Origin of the sequence: Streptomyces sp. NRRL S-37, from assembly GCF_000721605.1 — a bacterium.
GTDB lineage: Bacteria > Actinomycetota > Actinomycetes > Streptomycetales > Streptomycetaceae > Streptomyces.
Genome location: NZ_JOIZ01000005.1, coordinates 21,555 through 40,361, shown reverse-complemented (window position 1 = coordinate 40,361; position 18,807 = coordinate 21,555). Strand labels below are relative to the sequence as shown.

Sequence of the window (18,807 nt, the reverse complement as noted above, 5' to 3'; positions counted from 1 at the left end):
CCCCAGTGCCTTAAGGGCCTGGGAGGTACCCCCAGGGCGGCACGGGTGGGCGGTGGGGGCACCTCCCGCTCGAGCGAACCGAGAGTGGGGGAGGCACCCTGCCGACGCCGGTAAGTGAAACTCCGCGCGGTACCTCAGACCCACCGAGCCGAATCGGCTCCCCAACGCCCCGGCGTCCGCGCCCAGTCACGCGGCCCGCCCTCGAACACCACCGGCGACAGCGCGTACCGCAGCCTCCCCAGCGGACCGTCCCGCTCCGCGAGCCACTGAGCCGCAGGCACATCGGCGGAAGCCCCGCCGCTTCGGGGCCCCTCCAGCAACCACCCCGCCGTCCGCGCCAACGCCACCCGCACGACCCTGCTCCCGCCCTCCTCCCCCTGCTCACCGAGCGCCCGCAGCACCCCCGCCGCCAGCAAGTACCCCGTGCCATGGTCGAGCGCCTGTGCCGGCAGCACCCCCGGCCGCCCCTCCGAGGACCCTTCGACCGCCGCGATCCCCGTCGCCACCTGCACCAGACTGTCGAACCCCCGCCGGTCCCCCCACGGCCCGTACGCCCCCCACGCCGACACCTGCGCCACCACCACCCCCGGCCGCCGCTCCGCCAGCGCCCGGGGTGTCAGCCCGAAACGGTCCAGGGCCCCCGGCCGGTACCCCGTCACCACCACGTCCGCCGACGCGAGCAACTCCTCGAACACCTCCCGGTCGGCCGTGAGATCCAGTAGCGCCGACCGCTTCCCGAACCCCGTGTCGGCGTGCTGGTCGGCGATCTCGGGCAGCCCCGGCGCGTCCACGCGCAGCACGTCCGCGCCCAGCAGCGCGAGCGTACGGGTGGCGACCGGCCCCGCGAGCACTCGCGTGAGGTCCAGTACCCGCAGCCCCGCCGCGGGCAGCAGCGGATCCCGGCCCACCGGGGCGAACACCCGTGCGGGGGCCGCATCCAGCCGCTCGCGCTCCACCAGGGGGCGCCCGGCGACCTCCACGCCCTGCGCGTGCGCCGCCCACTCCCCGGGCGTCCGCAGGGCGACGGCGAGCCCTCCGGCCGTGCACACCGCCTCCTCGACCTCGAGCGCGGAGCGTTCCGCGAGCGCCGCCGCCACCGCGTCCGGGGCCTCCGGCACGCCCAGCGCGGCCCGCAGCCGGGCCCGGTGGTGCGGATAGTTGGCGTGCGTGCGCACCCACCCGTCGGCCGTGCGCCAGAACCGCGACAGCGGCGCGAACGTCTCCGGGGCCCGCCCGTCGACCCGCAGATGCCGCTCGCTGACGAACGCCGTGGCCACCGCCCCGTCGTCCACCCGCACCGCCGGCACCTCGCCGCCCGCCCGCCGCGCCCCCAGCTCGGCGGCGGCCAGCGCGCACGCGCCCACACAGGCGCGCGCCAGTTCCCGTACCGGCAGCCGGGCGTTCAGCACACCGGGCCGTTCGACGGCCGACACGCGCGGAAGGAGGGCGGGATCGCCGCCCAGGGCGGACCATACGGACGCGAGATCAGTCATGACCGCACTATGCCGTGAGAGGGGCCGGGCGTGATCGCCCGGCCCCTCTCACCTCACACGGCTCCCGCGGGAGCGACGACTACCGCGTCACCGCGTCACCGCGTCCAGCGCGTCGGCCGTGCCCCAGCCGTAGAAGCCGTTGCGGTTCTTCGGGCCCTCGCACACCGCGTCGACCTTGCCGTCGCCGTCGATGTCGTACGGGTCCGTGCACGCGGTGGCGTCGGCCTCCGCGTACAGCAGGGCCTTGACCAGCGCCGGCGAGGCGTGCGGGTGCGTCGACTTGATCAGTGCGGCGACGCCCGCGACGTGCGGGGACGCCATCGACGTACCCGCCATGTAGCCCCACGACCCGCCGGGCAGCGTGCCCAGGATCAGACCGCTGGTGGCGGGCGCTTCCGGCGCCTGGTACGCCGTCGAGTCGCCGCCCGGCGCGGCGATGTCGACGACGCCCCGGCCGTAGTTGGAGAACGACGACTTCAGCCCCTTCGCGCCGGTCGCCGCGACCGTCACCACGCCCGGGAGCTGGGTCGGGATGTCGAGGCACTCGTCCGGGTCGATCACCCGGTCCGAGGGGGTGGAGTCGTTCGGCGAGACTGGGTCGGTGATCTCGTCGGAGGCGAGGTCGTAGTTCTCGTTGCCGGCCGCGGCCACGTTCACCGCGCCCTTGCGCTCCGCGTACCGCGACGCCCGGGTGACGGCCTCGACGAGCGCCTTCTGGTCCGGGTCGTCCGTGCAGTTGAAGTACCAGGGGTCGGTGTAATAGCTGTTGTTGGTGACGTCGACCCCGTGCTCGGCCGCCCACACGAAGCCGCACACCACGGCCTCGGTGTAGAAGAAGCCGTCCGGGTTGGACACCTTGATGCCCGACACCTTCACGCCCGGCGCGACACCGGTCATGCCGACGCCGTTCTTCGCGGCGGCGATCTCACCGGCGACGTGCGTGCCGTGCGGGCTCTCCTGCGCGCCCGGCCGCCAGGCGCCGTCGCTGGTGTCCGGCTTGCCCGACACGCAGTTGACCGACGCGGCCCGGTCGAAGTTGGGCGCGATGTCCGGGTGGGTGTCGTCCACACCGGTGTCGATGACGGCGACGGTCACCTTGGAGCTGCCCAGGGACTTCTCGTGCGCCTTGTCCGCCTTGATGGCGGGCAGGTCCCACTGCAGGCCCTGGAGCGGGTCCTGGCCCTCGGCCGCCGCCGACTCGGCCCGGGCGATCTCGGAGGCGCTGAGCGCCTTCGGGGTGACCGTGTCCGCGGTGGCCGCCGACGGCAGCGGCGCGGTGCGGGTGGCACCGGCCGACTGCACTCCGCGTACCTTGCGGATGGTCTTCGCGAAGTCGGCGTTCGAGGAGTGGACGACGATGACGCCGATCGTGTCGTACGACGTCACGATCGTCCCGCCGGCCTTGCCGATCGCCTTCTTCACGTGCGCCGACGTGCCGTGCCCGCCCTTGACGTTGACCACGTAGCTGAGCGGGGTCGCGTCGGCGGAGGCCGCGGCCGGCTGCTCGGCGGCCGGGGCGGCCGTGGCCGCGGTGTTCGGCAGGAAGGCGAGTGCCGTCGCCATGGCCATCCCGGCCGGGATGGCGAGCGCGCGGCGGTGACGCGGGTGGGACGCGGTCATGAAGTCTCCAGTTCGTTCACGGGTGCGGTCGGACGGTCGGGCGGGAAGTGCGGTGCGGCGTGGGTCACTTGACGGCGCGCAGCGCGTCGACGATGCCGAAGCCGTAGAAGCCGTTGACCCGGCGGCCGCCCTCGCAGGTCGCGTCCTGCGCGCCGTCGCCGTCCTGGTCGTAGGTCTCGGGGCAGCCCGGGTTGTCCGCCTGGGCCTTCAGCAGCGCCTGCAGCTGGGCGGGGGAGGCCCACGGGTGCTTGGACTTCAGCAGTGCGGCGACACCGGCGGCGTGCGGGGAGGCCATCGAGGTGCCCTGCAGCCAGGCGTACTCGCCGTTCGGCATGGTGGACAGGATGCGGCCGTCCTTCGACGGCGTGTCCGGAAGCTGGTAGCGGCGGTCGCCGCCCGGCGCGGCGACGTCGACGACGCCCTTGCCGTACGTGGAGTAGTACGACTTGAGGTTCTGCACGCCCGTCGCGCTGACGGTGACGACGCCCGGGAGCTGGGTCGGCACGTCGAAGCACTCGCTCGGGTCGATGGTGCGCGTCACCGGCGTGGAGTCGTCGGGGCTGGAGTCGTCGACGATGGCGTCGGAGGCCAGGTCGTGGTTGTCGTTGCCGGCCGCGGCGAGGTGCAGGGTGCCCTTCTTCTGCGCGTACAGCTGGGCACGGTTGACCGCGTCGACGATCGCCCTCTGGTCGGGGTCGTCCATGCAGTTGTAGAGCCACGGGTCGACGTAGTAGCTGTTGTTCGTGATCTCCACGCCGTGGTCGGCGGCGAACACGAACGCGCAGACGACGTTCTCCGGGTAGAACAGGCCGTTGTCCGGGTCGCTGACCTTGATGCCGGCCACCTTGACGCCGGGGGCGACACCGGCGACGCCGACACCGTTGCGGGCCGCGGCGATCTCACCGGCCACATGGGTGCCGTGGTAGTCGTCGGCCGTGTACGGACGCCAGGCGCCCTCGCTGGTGTCCGCCTTGCCGCCGACGCAGTTGGCCGACTGGGAGGCGGAGAAGTTCGGGGCGAGGTCCGGGTGGGTGTCGTCGACGCCGGTGTCGATCACGGCGACGGTCACCCTGCGGCTGCCGTCGTCGATCTTCGCGGCCTTGTCGGCGCCGATCGCCCGCAGGTCCCACTGGTCGGCCTCGAGCGGCTCGCTGCCGGGGGTCCGCGCGGAGGCGGCCTCCGTCCGCGCGGCCTCGGCGGCGGTCACGAAGTCGGCGGCGCCCTCGTCCGTCGTCCCGGCCGCGGTCAGCGGCGCGGTGCGGGTGGCGCCGGCGGACTGGACCCCGCGGGCCTTACGGATCTCCTTGCCGAAGTCCGGGTTGGCCGAGTGGACGACGATCACACCGATCCTGTCGTACGTGACCACGACCTTCCCGCCGGCCGCGGCGATCGCCCGCTCCACCGACGCGATCGTGCGGCGGTCCGCCCTGGTGTTGACGACGTACGCCAGGGCGGGCGCGTCCGTCGCCTGCTCGGCCGGCACCGCCCGCGGGGCCGCCGAGGCCGCCGCCGGCAGGAAACCGAGCGAGGCGGTCAGGGACAGCACGACGGGCACGGCGAGAGCGAGCCGGCGTCTGGAACGCAGATGAGCCATGGGGTCTCCACATCATCCGGAAACGAAACCGGCCCGATACACGGGTGGTGCTCGGGCAGGTACATGACGGGGTGGTGCAGGGTGAAGCTATCCCGCGCTCTCGCTGGCCAGCAATGTTTTGCCGGTTACGTCTTCGGAAAACGGCAGAGGAAAAGAAAGAGCCGACCGGTTGAACCGGTCCTCGCGTGGCGCCGTGCCCTTGGGCAGGAAGCGCGAGGACACTCGCCTTTCGTCCCCGCCCGAACCGAACCGCACCGCGAGGAGACCCCGTGGCCGCCGAAGCACCGCCCCCCTCGACAGGACAACACAAACTCCCCACCCCCGAGGAGTTCACCGAGGTGCAGGAGAGCGCTGAGTTCGGTGAACTGCGCCGCTCCTACCGCTCCTTCGCCTTCCCGCTGACCGTCGCGTTCATCGTCTGGTACCTGCTGTACGTCCTGCTCTCCAACTACGCGGGCGGCTTCATGGGCACCAAGTTGTTCGGCAACATCAACGTCGCCTTCGTCTTCGGCGTCCTGCAGTTCATCACCACGTTCCTCATCGCGTGGTGGTACTCCCGGCACGCCGCCGCCCAGCTCGACCCCAAGGCCGAGGCCATCAAGACCCGTATGGAGGGCGGCGCATGAGCCCCTCGATCACCCATGTCACCCTCGCCGCGAGCGAGGCGAGCGAACACCGCGCGCTGATCATCACCTTGTTCGTGCTGTTCGTCCTCGCGACCCTCGGCATCACCGTCTGGGCGGGCCGGCAGACCAAGGACGCCGCCGACTTCTACGCGGGCGGACGTCAGTTCAGCGCCTTCCAGAACGGGCTCGCGGTCTCCGGCGACTACATGTCGGCCGCCTCCTTCCTCGGCATCGCGGGCGCCATCGCCCTCTTCGGCTACGACGGCTTCCTGTACTCGATCGGCTTCCTGGTCGCCTGGCTGGTGGCCCTGCTGCTGGTCGCCGAGCCGCTGCGCAACTCCGGCCGCTACACCATGGGCGACGTCCTCGCCTACCGCATGCGCCAGCGCCCGGTGCGCACCGCCGCCGGCACCTCCACCATCGTCGTGTCGATCTTCTATCTGCTGGCCCAGATGGCGGGCGCGGGCATCCTCGTCTCACTGCTGCTCGGCATCACCTCCGACGCCGGCAAGATCCTCATCGTCGCCCTCGTCGGCGTCCTGATGATCGTGTACGTCTCCATCGGCGGCATGAAGGGCACCACCTGGGTCCAGATGGTCAAGGCCGTGCTGCTCATCGGCGGCACGATCCTCATCACCTTCCTGGTGCTGCTGAAGTTCAACTTCAACATCTCCGACCTGCTGGGCAGTGCCGCCGAGAACAGCGGCAAGGGCGACGCCTTCCTCGAGCCCGGCCTCCAGTACGGCGCCGACGGCACCACCAAGCTGGACTTCATCTCCCTCGGCATCGCCCTGGTGCTGGGCACCGCCGGCCTGCCGCACATCCTGATCCGCTTCTACACGGTGCCCAACGCCAAGGCCGCCCGGAAGTCCGTGAACTGGGCCATCGGCATCATCGGCGGCTTCTACCTGATGACCATCGCCCTCGGCTTCGGCGCCGCCGCGCTGATCTCCCAGGACGAGATCATCGCCTCCAACCCGTCCGGCAACACGGCGGCCCCGCTGCTCGCCCTGCACCTGGGCGGCGTCGACTCGGCCTGGGGCGCGATCCTGCTCGCCACCATCTCGGCGGTCGCCTTCGCGACGATCCTCGCCGTGGTCGCCGGACTCACCCTCGCCTCGTCGTCCTCCTTCGCGCACGACATCTACGCCAACGTCATCCGCAAGGGGCAGGCCACCGAGAAGGAGGAGATGCGGGCGGCCCGCTGGGCGACCGTCCTCATCGGCGTCGTCTCCATCGCGCTGGGCACCCTCGCCCGCGACCTGAACGTGGCCGGCCTGGTCGCGCTGGCCTTCGCGGTCGCCGCCTCCGCCAACCTGCCGACCATCCTCTACAGCCTGTTCTGGAAGCGGTTCACCACCCAGGGCGCGCTGTGGTCGATCTACGGCGGTCTGATCGTCGCCGTCGGCCTGGTGCTGTTCTCACCCGTGGTGTCCGGCGACCCCAAGGCGATGTTCCCCGACGTCGACTTCGCCTGGTTCCCGCTGAAGAACCCGGGCATCATCTCCATCCCGTTCGGGTTCGCGATGGGCTGGCTCGGCACCGTCCTGTCGAAGGAGGAGCCCGACGCCAAGAAGTACGCGGAGCTGGAGGTCCGGTCCCTGACCGGCACCGGCGCCCACTGATCCGCGGCATCGCGCGGCCGCGTCGTACGGACCCCTGGAGGTCCCTGCGACGCGGCCGTCGCGCATCTTCGTCACATCCGGTCGCCGGGGTTGTCGGTGGCGTCACGTAGGCTCGGAGGCAGCCGGGCACGAGTGATCCGCGTCGAGGGAGGGGGCCCACGTGCTCATCGACACCTACGGCCGAGTGGCCACTGATCTGAGGGTCTCGCTCACCGACCGCTGCAATCTGCGCTGCACCTACTGCATGCCCGAGGAGGGCCTGCAATGGCTGGCCAAGCCCGACCTGCTCACCGACGACGAGATCGTCCGCCTCGTCGGCATCGCCGTCACCTCCCTCGGCGTCGAGGAGGTCCGCTTCACCGGCGGTGAGCCGCTGCTCCGCCCCGGCCTGGCCGGCATCGTCGAGCGCGTCGCCGCCCTGGAACCCCGCCCGCAGACGTCCCTCACCACCAACGGTATCGGGCTCCGCCGTATCGCACCCGCCCTGAAGGAGGCGGGCCTGGACCGGGTCAACGTCTCCCTGGACACGCTCCGCCCGGACGTCTTCAAGACCCTCACCCGCCGCGACCGCCACCAGGACGTCCTCGACGGCCTCCACGCGGCCCGCGAGGCCGGTCTGACCCCGGTGAAGGTCAATTCGGTCCTGATGCCGGGGCTCAACGACGACGAGGCCCCCGACCTCCTCGCCTGGGCCGTGGAGCACGACTACGAGCTGCGCTTCATCGAGCAGATGCCCCTGGACGCCCAGCACGGCTGGAAGCGCGAGGGCATGATCACCGCCGGGGACATCCTGGCCTCCCTGCGCACCCGCTTCGAGCTGACCCCCGAGGGCGACGAGGCGCGCGGCTCCGCACCGGCCGAGCGCTGGCTGGTCGACGGCGGCCCGCACCGCGTCGGCGTCATCGCCTCCGTCACCCGCCCCTTCTGCGCGGCCTGCGACCGCACCCGCCTGACGGCCGACGGACAGATACGCACCTGCCTGTTCGCCACCGAGGAGACCGACCTCCGCGCGGCCCTGCGCTCCGGCGCCCCCGACGAGGAGATCGCCCGCATCTGGAAACTGGCGATGTGGGGCAAGAAGGCGGGAGCGGGCCTGGACGACCCGGCCTTCGTCCAGCCGGACCGCCCGATGTCCGCCATCGGCGGCTGACCAGCGCTCGCGCCACCGACGGCCGTCCTCCGGGTGCCCACGCCAGTTCGCCGACGGCCCTAGGCGGCAAGCGCTGGAGGCGCCTAGAGTGCTGCACGACACGTGGGGCCGCGTCCTGGCAGACGCGACCCCACTGCCGGCCCGCCCGGAGGGCGAGCCGGCCGACCGCTGCAACGGTCGGACGGTGTTACACCGGTGCTCGGCTACAGGCTGTGCCGGTCGTTCCACCAGGAGCTGAGTGCGGCGCCGGCAAGGCGCCCCAGAAGCCCCATCAGGAACGGCCACACCGCCTGGGCCGAGCGTTTTACCCTTTCGCGCCGTCCGTCGTCCATCGCGACCTCCTGGGCATCCGTGTGCGCGGCCTGCTGCCGCGAACTCTGGCGCCGAAGCCCGGAGTTGCTCGGTGAGGGGGGCGAAGAGCACCAGAAGCATGCCATGGGCCACCCCGCCCCCGGCACCGGAACATAGCGATTGATCTGAGCTTTTCTTGAGCTCGGCGGCCGGCCGCGCCCGAGGTCAGTCCTCGGGTGAGGCCCACTCGGGGAACGGCACGACGTCCTTCAGGAAGCCGCGCATCCCGAGGAACTGCGACAGGTGCTCGCGGTGCTCCTCGCAGGCGAGCCACGTCTTGCGGCGCTCCGGCGTGTGGATCTTGGGGTTGTTCCACGCCAGCACCCAGGCGGCGGCGGCACGGCAACCCTTGGCGGAGCAGATCGGGATCTCGGGATCAGGCGTCATCACACCGCCGACCCTAACCCGGTCGGCCCAGCCCGAAGTCCTCGGAAAAGGCGACGCCGAGCAGCCACGGGGGGAGCTGCCCGGCGTCGGTCCGTCGCTCCGACGGGGGATGCGGAGCGCGTACGAAGTATGTCACGGGTCACCCCGCCCCCGGCACCGGAACAACATGATTGATCTGAGGTTTTCCTGAGCTTGGCGGGTAAGTGCCTTCCGCTTGCCGCGGTCCGCGCTCACGTCCCGATCTTCACGACCCCGCGGGCCGCTCCGTTCGTGCGCCCGGCACCGTCTGTGACGTCACATCTTCCGCATCGGATTCCGCGGAACCGTCATTCGTCCGCGACGGCGCGATCATCGGCTTCATCGGCATCGTCACGAAGGTCGACGGCAGAGACGGCGCGTTCTCGCGCCCGGCGTTGGCGATCACCACCGCGATGTACGGCAGGACCGCCCCGAGCACCAGCGCCACGATCGCGACGTGCCGCTCCACGTTCCACAGCGTCGCCGCGAGGATGACCGAGACCGTACGGACGGCCATCGAGATCACGTACCGGCGCTGCCGCCCCCGTACGTCCTCCTGGAGGCCCGTCCGGGCACCGGTGATCCGGAACACCTGGGCGCTGCCACCGCCATGCTGCTTCCGCATCACATTCCACCATCCGCCCGCATCGGACCTTTTTGTATCTGACCGGCCGCCGCCCCGTTCCGTGGCACCGGGTCCGGACATGTCCACGTTACGCCGCGCCCGGCCGGGCCACGAGGGTGGGTCACCCCGCCCCGTGGCGCGTACGGCATGTCCGACATGCGGCGTACCGCGTCTCGGCCGACACTGGCCGTAATGCTCGCGTCAAGCCGTACGAGGAGGCAGCCATGGGCTGGTTGTGGGCGATCATCGTGGGATTCGTGCTCGGCCTGATCGCCAAGGCGGTGATTCCCGGCAAGCAGCACCTCCCGCTGTGGCTGGCCACCATCTGCGGAATGATCGGCGCCGTCGTGGGCAATGCCATCGCGCGGGGCTTCGGGATCGAGGAGACACGGGGCATCGACTGGGGCCGGCACATCTTCCAGCTGGGCGCGGCGATCGTCGTCGTCCTGCTCGCGGAGATGCTGTACACCGCGATGCAGCGCAGGAAGCACCAGCGGCAACGGGCCTGACCCGGCACATGCGGCGGCGACGACGGCGTACGACGAGGCGGTTTCCGGCGTACGGCGAAGGGGCGGCCCCCGGCGCATGCCGGAGACCGCCCCGCACCAGCCCGTCGGCTCAGCCGGCTGTGACCTCCACCGCCGCCAGGTTCTTCTTGCCCCGGCGCAGCACCAGCCAGCGCCCGTGCAGCAGGTCCTCCTTCGCGGGGACGGCGTCCTCGGCGGTGACCTTGACGTTGTTCACGTAGGCGCCGCCCTCCTTCACCGTGCGCCGCGCGGCCGACTTGCTCGGCACCAGACCGACCTCGGCGAACAGGTCGACCACCTGGCCCAGCTCGGCCACCTGGACGTGCGGTACCTCGGAGAGCGCCGCCGCCAGCGTGCGGTCGTCCAGCCCGGTCAGCTCGCCCTGGCCGAAGAGGGCCTTGGACGCGGCGATCACGGCGGCCGTCTGGTCCGCGCCGTGCACCAGCGTCGTCAGCTCCTCGGCCAGCGCGCGCTGCGCGGCCCGGGCCTGCGGACGCTCCTCCGTCTGCCGCTCCAGCTCCTCCAGCTCCTCACGGGACCTGAAGGACAGGATCCGCATGTAGCCCGAGATGTCCCGGTCGTCCACGTTCAGCCAGAACTGGTAGAACGCGTACGGTGTCGTCATCTCCGGGTCGAGCCAGACGGCGCCGCCCTCGGTCTTGCCGAACTTGGTGCCGTCCGCCTTCGTCATCAGCGGCGTGGCGTAGGCGTGCACGGACGCCTCCGGCTCCAGCCGGTGCAGCAGGTCGAGACCGGCCGTGAGGTTGCCCCACTGGTCGCTGCCGCCCTGCTGCATCGTGCAGCCGTAGCGCCGGTAGAGCTGGAGGAAGTCCATCGCCTGGAGCAGCTGGTAGCTGAACTCCGTGTAGCTGATGCCCTCGGAGGACTCCAGGCGCCGGGCGACCGAGTCCTTGGTCAGCATCTTGTTGACGCGGAAGTGCTTGCCGATGTCCCGCAGGAACTCGATCGCGGACAGGTTCTGCGTCCAGTCGAGGTTGTTGACCATGACGGCCGCGTTCTCGCCCTCGAAGGACAGGAACGGCTCGATCTGGCCGCGCAGCCGCTCCACCCAGCCCGCGACCGTCTCCGGCGAGTTCAGCGTGCGCTCCGCGGTCGGCCGCGGGTCGCCGATCTGGCCCGTGGCGCCGCCGACCAGCGCCAGCGGCCGGTGACCGGCCTGCTGGAGCCGGCGCACGGTGAGCACCTGCACCAGGTGCCCCACGTGCAGCGACGGCGCGGTCGGGTCGAAACCGCAATAGAACGTGACGGGACCGTCCGCGAGCGCCTTGCGCAAAGCGTCCTCGTCGGTGGACTGGGCGAACAGCCCGCGCCACTTCAGCTCGTCGACGATGTCCGTCACGGTTCTCGTGTCTCCTCGATGATCTTCGGCCGGTCGGGTGACGGCCGCTTGCGAACGACTACGAGGTTATACGCCCTGGCTGACAGAGCTCATATTGAAATCGGGGACGCGCAGCGCGGGCATCGCCGCCCTGGTGAACCAGTCGCCCCACTCCCTGGGCAGCGTCTTCTCCGTACGGCCCGCCTCGGCGGCCCGGCCCAGCAGATCCACCGGCGACTCGTTGAACCGGAAGTTGTTCACCTCACCGGTGACCTCGCCATTCTCGACGAGGTAGACGCCGTCCCGGGTCAGCCCGGTGAGCAGCAGCGTCGCCGGGTCGACCTCGCGGATGTACCACAGGCAGGTCAGCAGCAGCCCCCGCTCGGTGGCCGCGACCATCTCCTCCAGGGAGCGGTCGTCACCCCCGTCCAGGATCAGATTGTCGATCGCGGGCGCCACCGGCAGCCCGGTCAGGCCCGCGCCGTGCCGGCTGGTGGTCAGATGCCTCAGCTCGCCCTCGCGGATCCACTCCGTCGCCGTCAGCGGCAGCCCGTTGTCGAACACCGACTGGTCGCCGCCGGAGGAGTGCGCGATCACGAACGGCGCCGACTCCAGGCCCGGCTCGTCCGGGTCGCTGCGCAGGGTCAGCGGCAGCCCGGCCAGTTTCTCGCCGACCCGGGTGCCGCCGCCCGGCTTGGAGAACACCGTGCGGCCCTCGGCCGCGTCCCGCCCCGACGCCGACCACAGCTGGTAGATCAGCAGGTCCGCCACCGCGGTCGGCGGCAGCAGCGTCTCGTACCGGCCCGCGGGCAGCTCCAGGCGCCGCTCGGCCCAGCCCAGCCGTACGGCCAGCTCCGCGTCGAGCGCCGCGGGGTCGACGTCCTTGAAGTCCCGCGTGGAGCGCCCCGCCCACGCCGACCGCGTACGGTCCGGCGACTTGGCGTTCAGCTCCAGGGTCCCGTTCGGCTGGTCGTGCCGCAGCCGCAGCCCCGTCGACGTGCCGAGGTAGCTGGAGACCATCTCGTGGTTGGCGAAGCCGTACAGCTCCCGGCCGCCGGCACGCGCGCGTGCGAACGCCTCGCCCAGCGCCGGCGCGAAGTCCGCGAACACGGCGGACGACGTCTCGGCCGGCGCCTCCGTGAACTCGGGCGACGGAGCCACCCCGGTGACCAGCGGCTGCGCGTCCTCGGCCGGGCCCGCGCCCCGCGCGGCGGCCTCGGCGGCCCGCACCAGCGGCTCCAGCTCGTCCACGGTCACCGCGGACCGGGACACCACCCCGGAGGCCGTCCCCTGCGCCCCGTCCACCGTGGCGATCACGGTGAGCGTGCGCCCGCGCGTGACACCGTTCGTGGTGAGCGCGTTGCCCGCCCAGCGCAGATTGGCGGTGGACTCCTCGTCGGCGATCACGACACAGCCGTCGGCCCGGGACAGGTCGAGGGCCCGCTCGACGATCTCGTACGGCTTGCTGATCCGCGCACTCATCGCCCGGCCTCCTGCGCGTGTTGAGACTGTGCTTTCCCGGGGGGCGACCCCCGGACCCCCAGCCGGTTCCGGTGCTGACGCTCATCGCCCGGCCTCCTGCGTCGTGTTGAGGATGTTGACTCCCTTGAAGAGGGCGGACGGGCAGCCGTGCGAGACCGCCGCGACCTGCCCCGGCTGGGCCTTGCCGCAGTTGAAGGCGCCGCCCAGGACGTACGTCTGCGGACCGCCGACCGCCGCCATGGAGCCCCAGAAGTCGGTGGTCGTGGCCTGGTAGGCGACGTCCCGCAGCTGCCCCGCGAGCCGTCCGTTCTCGATCCGGTAGAAGCGCTGCCCGGTGAACTGGAAGTTGTACCGCTGCATGTCGATCGACCACGACCGGTCACCGACGACGTAGATGCCCCGGTCCACGCCCCCGATCAGGTCCTCCGTCGACATCCCGGCCGGATCGGGGCGCAGCGACACGTTGGCCATGCGCTGCACCGGCACATGGCCGGGGGAGTCCGCGAACGCGCACCCGTTGGACCGCTCGAACCCGGTCAGCCTCGCGATCCGCCGGTCGAGCTGGTAGCCGACCAGCGTGCCGTCCTTCACCAGGTCCCAGGACTGCGCCTCGACGCCCTCGTCGTCGTAGCCGACGGTGGCGAGCCCGTGCTCGGCGGTGCGGTCACCGGTGACGTTCATCAGCTCGGAGCCGTACTTCAGCTTGCCCAGCAGATCGAAGGTGGCGAACGAGGTCCCGGCGTAGGCCGCCTCGTAGCCGAGCGCGCGGTCCAGCTCGGTGGCGTGCCCGATGGACTCGTGGATGGTCAGCCACAGGTTGGACGGGTCCACCACCAGGTCGTACAGCCCCGCCTCGACGCTCGGCGCCCGCATCTTCTCGGCGAGCAGCTCCGGAATCCGCCCCAGCTCGTCGTCCCAGTCCCAGCCGGTGCCCGTCAGGTACTCCCAGCCGCGCCCGACGGGCGGCGCGAGGGTCCGCATGGAGTCGAACTCACCGCTGGAGTCGTCGACGGACACGGCCGTGAACACCGGGTGCAGCCGCACCCGCTGCTGCGTGGTCACGGTCCCGGCGGTGTCGGCGTAGAACTTGTTCTCGTGCACGGTGAGCAGCGAGGCGTCGACGTGGTCCACCCCGTTCGCCGCCAGCAGCCGCGCGCTCCACTCGGCCAGCAGCCCGGCCTTCTCCTCGTCGGGCACGGCGAACGGATCGATCTCGTACGACGACACCCAGGTCTTGTCGGCGTGCACCGGCTCGTCCGCCAGCTCCACCCGCTCGTCGGACCCCGCCGCCCGGATCACCTGAGCGGACAGCTTCGCCATCGCCACCGCCTGCGAGGCGACCTTGGCGGCGGCGTCCGGGGTCAGGTCCACCCCGGAGGCGAACCCCCAGGTCCCGCCGTGCACCACGCGCACCGCGTAGCCGAGGTCGGTGGTGTCCGACGACCCGGCCGGCTTGGCGTCCCTCAGCCGCCAGGACGCGCTGCGCACCCGCTCCAGGCGGAAGTCCGCGTGCTCCGCCCCCAGTGCGCGCGCGCGTGCCAGCGCGGCATCGGCGAGCGCGCGCAACGGCAGCGCAAGGAATGACTGATCGACCTCATGGGCCACGAGCGGCCTCCCCTTTTTCTCACCATCCGAGATGTGTTCGTCCGTCAGCAGTGAATCATGCGGTGTCCCGGGAGGCGTGGCGGACGACGGGCCGTCCGGCGTCATCGCCCCGGTGCCGACGAGCGGTTCGGCCGCCGGGGCCGCGGGCGCCCGCCGTGGCGCTTCACGCCCACCCGTGGATCCCCAACTGCTCCTGAAGTAACGGTTGTTCACCAACCGGTATATATCCCGTCACTGTCCGTGCGTGGAGTCACCGTACGTTCGGAAGCGCCGGTCCGGACGATCACCGGACGGCCTGACACAAGGAGTGCGTATGCGTATGCGTCGTGTGGCCGCCCTGGCGGCCGCGACCGCCGGTCTCCTCACGGTCCTGTCCGCCCCCGCGGCGGTCGCCGACGAGCCCTTGACCAGGGGTGGGCTGACGGCCTGCAACCACCGCGCGCAGTACCTCACCGTGGAGTTCCCGCTGCGGGGCGGCTTCAGCACCTACGTCATCAACCCCGGCACCTGCCTGGACACGGGTCTGGGCGGCTGGCGGGGGGGGGGGGGGGGGGGCGCCCGGGGGGGGGGGCGGGGCCCCCCCCCCCCCCCCCCCCCCCCCGCCGGCGTCACGTACGACGCGGACTCAGCCGTCCAGGGCCGCGCCCGCCGCGAGTGCCGCGAACGCCGCCCATGCGGTCGGCGTGACGGTGAGAGGCCGGATGCTCTTGTCCTTGGAGTCACGGATGTGGACGGTTCCGGGGCGCACGGCGACCTCGACGCAGTTGTCCCCATCTCCGCCGCTGTAGCTGCTCTTGAACCAGTTCAGATCGGTGGTGGTGCTCATAGCGCTCCTCGCATCCGTTCCAGCAGGTTCACCGTAGCCCGGCGGTCCAGGGCTTGGGAACGCAGCTTGCCATAACGTTGATGGAGGACACTCACCTCGCCGGGATCAGCAATCAGACTGCTCGATCGATGTCCCTCGATGTAACCGAACCACTGGTGTCCCGGTGTCTCGGCCATGTACAGCTGACCATCCACACCGCAGTGGTCCTGCTGGTGGAGAGGCATGATCTGAATCTCGACATTGGTCCTGTCGCCCATATCCAGCAGGTGGTCGATGACGGCGCCGGTGACCGATGCCCCGCCGACCCCACGCTCCGGAATGGCCTGTTCGATGATGAATGTGAAGGCGGTGTTCGGCCGCTCGGTCAAGAGCGTCTGCCGCTCAAGCCGTGCGGCCACCTTGCGATCGATCTGTTCCTGAGTGAACGGCGGAAGCTGACGTACGAAGACCGCCCGCGCGTACCCCTCCGGCTGCAACAACCCGGGAACCGCCCGGCACTCATACGCGTACAGGGAGATCGCCTCCTCCTCGATCCCCGCCCAATGACGGAACCACGACGCCAGCCCCACCCTCCGCGTCAGGCTCTTCGCCGCCGCCGTGAGGACCTTGACCGCGACCGGCCCCAGGACCTCCTCCGCCCGCGCGGGCAGGTCCGCCGGCGGGAACCGCTTCCCCTGCTCGATCTTGGCCTCGCGGTCGGCTGTGCCACGGTGGCCGGGCTGGAGGCCCACGCCGAAGCGGCCGGCGGTTCCGCCGATGCCCCGGCAACCCGGTCCGCGTATGCGGCCGAACTCGCCCGTCGCGGGCAGGCCCCCGCCTGGCCGCCGCCGCGCAACGGCCCCTGCTGGTGCGGCTCGGACCGCAAGTACAAGAAGTGCTGCGGAAACCCGGCTCTGGTCTGATGCAGGAACAATGTCTCTGCCGCAGGGTGGTGAGTTCCGTCACCGCCGCCGACCGCCACGACATGCCGCACTACGAGGTGCCGGAGGACGTCGACCCTCTGGCGGTACTCCTTGCCGAGCGCGAGGAAGACGACCGCAGGATGCCCGCGACCGCTCGCGCCGAAGGGCTGTCGGCCCGCGCACCCGGTATGGCGGACTGACCGGGGCCACGAACTGTAGGAACCCGACAGGAGGCCACGAGAGCCACTGTCGGTGCCCGAATGTCCCGGGCGGGGGCCGGACCGATAGGTTTTCGGGGTAGCCGCCTGTCATCCAGGTGTCCGGGCGGTGCACCAGACCGCTATCGAAAGGGTGATCCGTTGAGCCGCTCGGTTCTCGTCACCGGAGGCAACCGGGGCATCGGCCTCGCCATCGCCCGCGCGTTCGCCGACGCCGGCGACAAGGTCGCCATCACATACCGCTCGGGGGAGCCGCCGGCCGGCTTCCTCGCCGTCAAGTGCGACATCACCGACCCCGAGCAGGTGGAGCAGGCCTACAAGGAGATCGAGGAGGCACACGGCCCCGTCGAGGTGCTCGTGGCCAACGCCGGTGTCACCAAGGACCAGCTCCTCATGCGCATGTCCGAGGAGGACTTCACCTCGGTCGTCGACACCAACCTCACCGGCACCTTCCGGGTCGTCAAGCGCGCCAACCGCGGCATGCTGCGCGCCAAGAAGGGCCGCGTCGTGCTGATCTCCTCGGTGGTCGGACTCCTCGGCTCCGCGGGGCAGGCGAACTACGCCGCCTCCAAGGCCGGCCTGGTCGGCTTCGCGCGCTCCCTCGCCCGTGAGCTGGGCTCGCGCAACATCACCTTCAACGTCGTCGCGCCCGGCTTCGTCGACACCGACATGACCAAGGTGCTCACCGACGACCAGCGGGCGAACATCGTGTCGCAGGTGCCGCTCGGCCGGTACGCGCAGCCGGAGGAGATCGCCGCCGCGGTGCGGTTCCTCGCCTCGGACGAGGCCTCGTACATCACTGGAGCCGTCATTCCTGTTGACGGCGGACTGGGAATGGGTCACTGAACGACATGAGCGGAATTCTCGAGGGCAAGCGCGTCCTGATCACCGGTGTGCTGATGGAGTCCTCCATCGCCTTCCACACCGCCAAGCTGGCCCAGGAGCAGGGCGCCGAGATCATCCTGACCGCGTTCCCGCGGCCCACCCTGACCGAGCGCATCGCCAAGAAGCTCCCCAGGCCCACCAAGGTCATCGAGCTCGACGTCACCAACGACGAGCACCTGGGCCGGCTGGCCGACGTGGTCGGCGAGGAGCTCGGCGGCCTCGACGGCGTCGTGCACTCCATCGGCTTCGCGCCGCAGGACGCGCTCGGCGGCAACTTCCTGAACACGCCGTTCGAGTCGGTCGCCACCGCCATGCACGTCTCGGCGTACTCCCTGAAGTCGCTGACCATGGCCTGCCTGCCGCTGATGCAGAACGGCGGCTCGGTCGTCGGCCTCACCTTCGACGCGCAGTACGCCTGGCCGCAGTACGACTGGATGGGCCCCGCCAAGGCCGCCCTGGAAGCCACCAGCCGTTACATGGCCCGTGACCTGGGCAAGCAGAACATCCGCTGCAACCTGATCTCCGCGGGCCCGATCGGCTCCATGGCCGCCAAGTCCATCCCGGGCTTCAGTGAACTGGCCTCCGTGTGGGACCACCGCTCCCCGCTGGAGTGGGACCTGAAGGACCCCGAGCCGGCCGGCCGGGGCGTCGTCGCCCTGCTGAGCGACTGGTTCCCGAAGACCACGGGCGAGATCGTCCACGTGGACGGCGGTCTGCACGCCATCGGCGCCTGACCGGACGCCTCACGAGGGCCCGCATCCCGTACGGGGTGCGGGCCCTCGCGCTGTCACCCCCGGCGCGCGTCAGCCGGCGGAGGGCGGACCGAACAGCCCCGGACGGCACATGAACGGATAGGCGGCGGCCTCCTCGGCCGCCGTCGCCGCGTCCCCCGCGCGGATCGCGTCCACCAGCCGGCCGTGGTCCATGTGCGTCTCCGGGGTCATCCCCTCGCCCACGTCGTCGCGCAGCCAGTCCCGCAACACCTCGCTCAGATCCGCGTACATCGCGGTCATCACGTCGTTGTGCGAGGCGGCCACGACCGCCAGGTGGAACGTGGCGTCCGCCGCCACGAACGCCTCCGCCTCACCCGACCCCCAGGCCTCCTCCCGGCGCAGCAGCAGGGTGTCGATCTGCTTGAGGTCCTTCTCCGTGCGCCGCTCGGCGGCCAGCCGCGCCGCCGCCGACTCCAGGGTCGAACGCAGCTCGGCGATGTGCCGGGGGTCGGCGTCGGCGAAGCGGCGGTGCATCACGCCCGCCAGCTCGCTCGTGGCCACCACGTACGTGCCCGAGCCCTGCCGGATGTCCAGCAGCCCGTTGTGCGCCAGCGCGCGGACGGCCTCACGGACCGTGTTGCGGGCCACCCCCAGCTGCTCCACCAGCTCCGGCTCGGTGGGGATGCGCGTGCCGACCGGCCACTCGCCCGAGGTGATCTGGGCCCGCAGGGCGGCGATGACCTGCTCGGACAGGGCCGAACGACGGGGATGGCTCAGCGGCATGACACACCTTCGCACGACAGGGGCGCCGCACGGCGACC

Annotated in this window: 20 protein-coding genes; 8 read left to right on the top strand and 12 right to left on the bottom strand. The window is 71.2% G+C overall.

The annotated features are described in order from the left end of the window. Window positions 1–134: 134 nt before the first annotated feature. The 3 genes from IH50_RS0107035 to IH50_RS0107025 form a co-directional block, all read right to left on the bottom strand. Window positions 135–1,493 (bottom strand): CoA transferase, encoded by a 1,359-nt coding sequence (locus IH50_RS0107035; protein WP_030858463.1) that lies wholly within the window; start codon window positions 1,491–1,493, stop codon window positions 135–137. Window positions 1,494–1,580: 87 nt separating this feature from the next. Next, window positions 1,581–3,113: a S8 family peptidase gene (locus IH50_RS0107030; RefSeq protein WP_030858460.1), complete on the bottom strand. Its 1,533-nt coding sequence runs from the start codon at window positions 3,111–3,113 to the stop codon at window positions 1,581–1,583. Between the two features lie 64 nt (window positions 3,114–3,177). After that, on the bottom strand, window positions 3,178–4,707 hold the full coding sequence (locus tag IH50_RS0107025) for a S8 family serine peptidase (RefSeq protein WP_030858457.1): 1,530 nt from the start codon (window positions 4,705–4,707) through the stop codon (window positions 3,178–3,180). Between the two features lie 269 nt (window positions 4,708–4,976). Between IH50_RS0107025 and IH50_RS0107020 the strand changes: the two genes are divergently transcribed. The 3 genes from IH50_RS0107020 to moaA all read left to right on the top strand — a co-directional run bounded on the left by IH50_RS0107020 (window position 4,977) and on the right by moaA (window position 8,108). Beyond that, window positions 4,977–5,333: a DUF485 domain-containing protein gene (locus IH50_RS0107020; RefSeq protein ID WP_030858455.1), complete on the top strand. Its 357-nt coding sequence runs from the start codon at window positions 4,977–4,979 to the stop codon at window positions 5,331–5,333. After that, window positions 5,330–6,958 carry a cation acetate symporter gene (locus IH50_RS0107015; protein ID WP_030858453.1) on the top strand — a complete coding sequence of 543 codons (1,629 nt, stop codon included), beginning with the start codon at window positions 5,330–5,332 and terminating at the stop codon, window positions 6,956–6,958. The genes IH50_RS0107020 and IH50_RS0107015 overlap by 4 nt, the downstream gene beginning before the upstream one ends. 160 nt (window positions 6,959–7,118) lie before the next feature. Continuing rightward, window positions 7,119–8,108, top strand: coding sequence for a GTP 3',8-cyclase MoaA (gene moaA, locus IH50_RS0107010; RefSeq protein WP_030858451.1), 990 nt, complete (start codon window positions 7,119–7,121; stop codon window positions 8,106–8,108). Window positions 8,109–8,311: 203 nt separating this feature from the next. Here the strand turns inward: moaA and IH50_RS43150 are convergent, their stop codons facing one another. From IH50_RS43150 to IH50_RS0106995, 3 genes are all read right to left on the bottom strand, one after another. After that, the gene (locus IH50_RS43150; protein WP_267883269.1) at window positions 8,312–8,440 is read right to left on the bottom strand and encodes a hypothetical protein; all 129 of its coding nucleotides are present in this window, start codon (window positions 8,438–8,440) and stop codon (window positions 8,312–8,314) included. 184 nt (window positions 8,441–8,624) lie between these two features. Beyond that, on the bottom strand, window positions 8,625–8,846 hold the full coding sequence (locus IH50_RS0107000; protein WP_030858449.1) for a hypothetical protein: 222 nt from the start codon (window positions 8,844–8,846) through the stop codon (window positions 8,625–8,627). Between the two features lie 244 nt (window positions 8,847–9,090). Further along, window positions 9,091–9,489 (bottom strand): DUF3099 domain-containing protein, encoded by a 399-nt coding sequence (locus IH50_RS0106995; protein WP_030858447.1) that lies wholly within the window; start codon window positions 9,487–9,489, stop codon window positions 9,091–9,093. Window positions 9,490–9,713: 224 nt separating this feature from the next. Between IH50_RS0106995 and IH50_RS0106990 the strand changes: the two genes are divergently transcribed. After that, on the top strand, window positions 9,714–9,998 hold the full coding sequence (locus IH50_RS0106990; RefSeq protein ID WP_030858445.1) for a GlsB/YeaQ/YmgE family stress response membrane protein: 285 nt from the start codon (window positions 9,714–9,716) through the stop codon (window positions 9,996–9,998). A 109-nt stretch (window positions 9,999–10,107) separates the two neighbouring features. On the opposite strand, the gene tyrS is transcribed toward IH50_RS0106990, so the two are convergent. The 5 genes from tyrS to IH50_RS0106965 form a co-directional block, all read right to left on the bottom strand. Further along, entirely contained in the window at window positions 10,108–11,376 is a 1,269-nt protein-coding gene (gene tyrS, locus IH50_RS0106985; RefSeq protein WP_030858442.1) for a tyrosine--tRNA ligase, read from the bottom strand. Between the two features lie 66 nt (window positions 11,377–11,442). Beyond that, a complete protein-coding gene (locus IH50_RS0106980) occupies window positions 11,443–12,837 on the bottom strand; it encodes a metallopeptidase TldD-related protein (protein ID WP_030858440.1) in 1,395 nt (464 codons plus the stop codon). 81 nt (window positions 12,838–12,918) lie between these two features. Further along, window positions 12,919–14,442 (bottom strand): TldD/PmbA family protein, encoded by a 1,524-nt coding sequence (locus IH50_RS0106975; RefSeq protein ID WP_030858438.1) that lies wholly within the window; start codon window positions 14,440–14,442, stop codon window positions 12,919–12,921. Window positions 14,443–15,067: 625 nt separating this feature from the next. After that, window positions 15,068–15,268: a DUF397 domain-containing protein gene (locus IH50_RS0106970; protein WP_030858436.1), complete on the bottom strand. Its 201-nt coding sequence runs from the start codon at window positions 15,266–15,268 to the stop codon at window positions 15,068–15,070. Beyond that, window positions 15,265–15,999 (bottom strand): DUF5753 domain-containing protein, encoded by a 735-nt coding sequence (locus tag IH50_RS0106965; protein WP_234328106.1) that lies wholly within the window; start codon window positions 15,997–15,999, stop codon window positions 15,265–15,267. The genes IH50_RS0106970 and IH50_RS0106965 overlap by 4 nt, the downstream gene beginning before the upstream one ends. Here IH50_RS0106965 and IH50_RS43505 point away from each other — a divergent pair. The 4 genes from IH50_RS43505 to fabI all read left to right on the top strand — a co-directional run bounded on the left by IH50_RS43505 (window position 15,979) and on the right by fabI (window position 18,007). After that, window positions 15,979–16,170 carry an SEC-C metal-binding domain-containing protein gene (locus tag IH50_RS43505; RefSeq protein WP_420709024.1) on the top strand — a complete coding sequence of 64 codons (192 nt, stop codon included), beginning with the start codon at window positions 15,979–15,981 and terminating at the stop codon, window positions 16,168–16,170. The genes IH50_RS0106965 and IH50_RS43505 overlap by 21 nt on opposite strands. 29 nt (window positions 16,171–16,199) lie before the next feature. Next, the gene (locus IH50_RS0106960) at window positions 16,200–16,370 is read left to right on the top strand and encodes a hypothetical protein (protein WP_158801175.1); all 171 of its coding nucleotides are present in this window, start codon (window positions 16,200–16,202) and stop codon (window positions 16,368–16,370) included. Between the two features lie 159 nt (window positions 16,371–16,529). Continuing rightward, window positions 16,530–17,234: a 3-oxoacyl-[acyl-carrier-protein] reductase gene (gene fabG, locus IH50_RS0106955; protein ID WP_030858429.1), complete on the top strand. Its 705-nt coding sequence runs from the start codon at window positions 16,530–16,532 to the stop codon at window positions 17,232–17,234. A gap of 5 nt (window positions 17,235–17,239) precedes the next feature. Next, a complete protein-coding gene (gene fabI, locus IH50_RS0106950; protein WP_030858427.1) occupies window positions 17,240–18,007 on the top strand; it encodes an enoyl-ACP reductase FabI in 768 nt (255 codons plus the stop codon). 69 nt (window positions 18,008–18,076) lie between these two features. On the opposite strand, the gene IH50_RS0106945 is transcribed toward fabI, so the two are convergent. Continuing rightward, the gene (locus tag IH50_RS0106945; RefSeq protein WP_030858424.1) at window positions 18,077–18,769 is read right to left on the bottom strand and encodes a FadR/GntR family transcriptional regulator; all 693 of its coding nucleotides are present in this window, start codon (window positions 18,767–18,769) and stop codon (window positions 18,077–18,079) included. Window positions 18,770–18,807 lie beyond the last annotated feature (38 nt).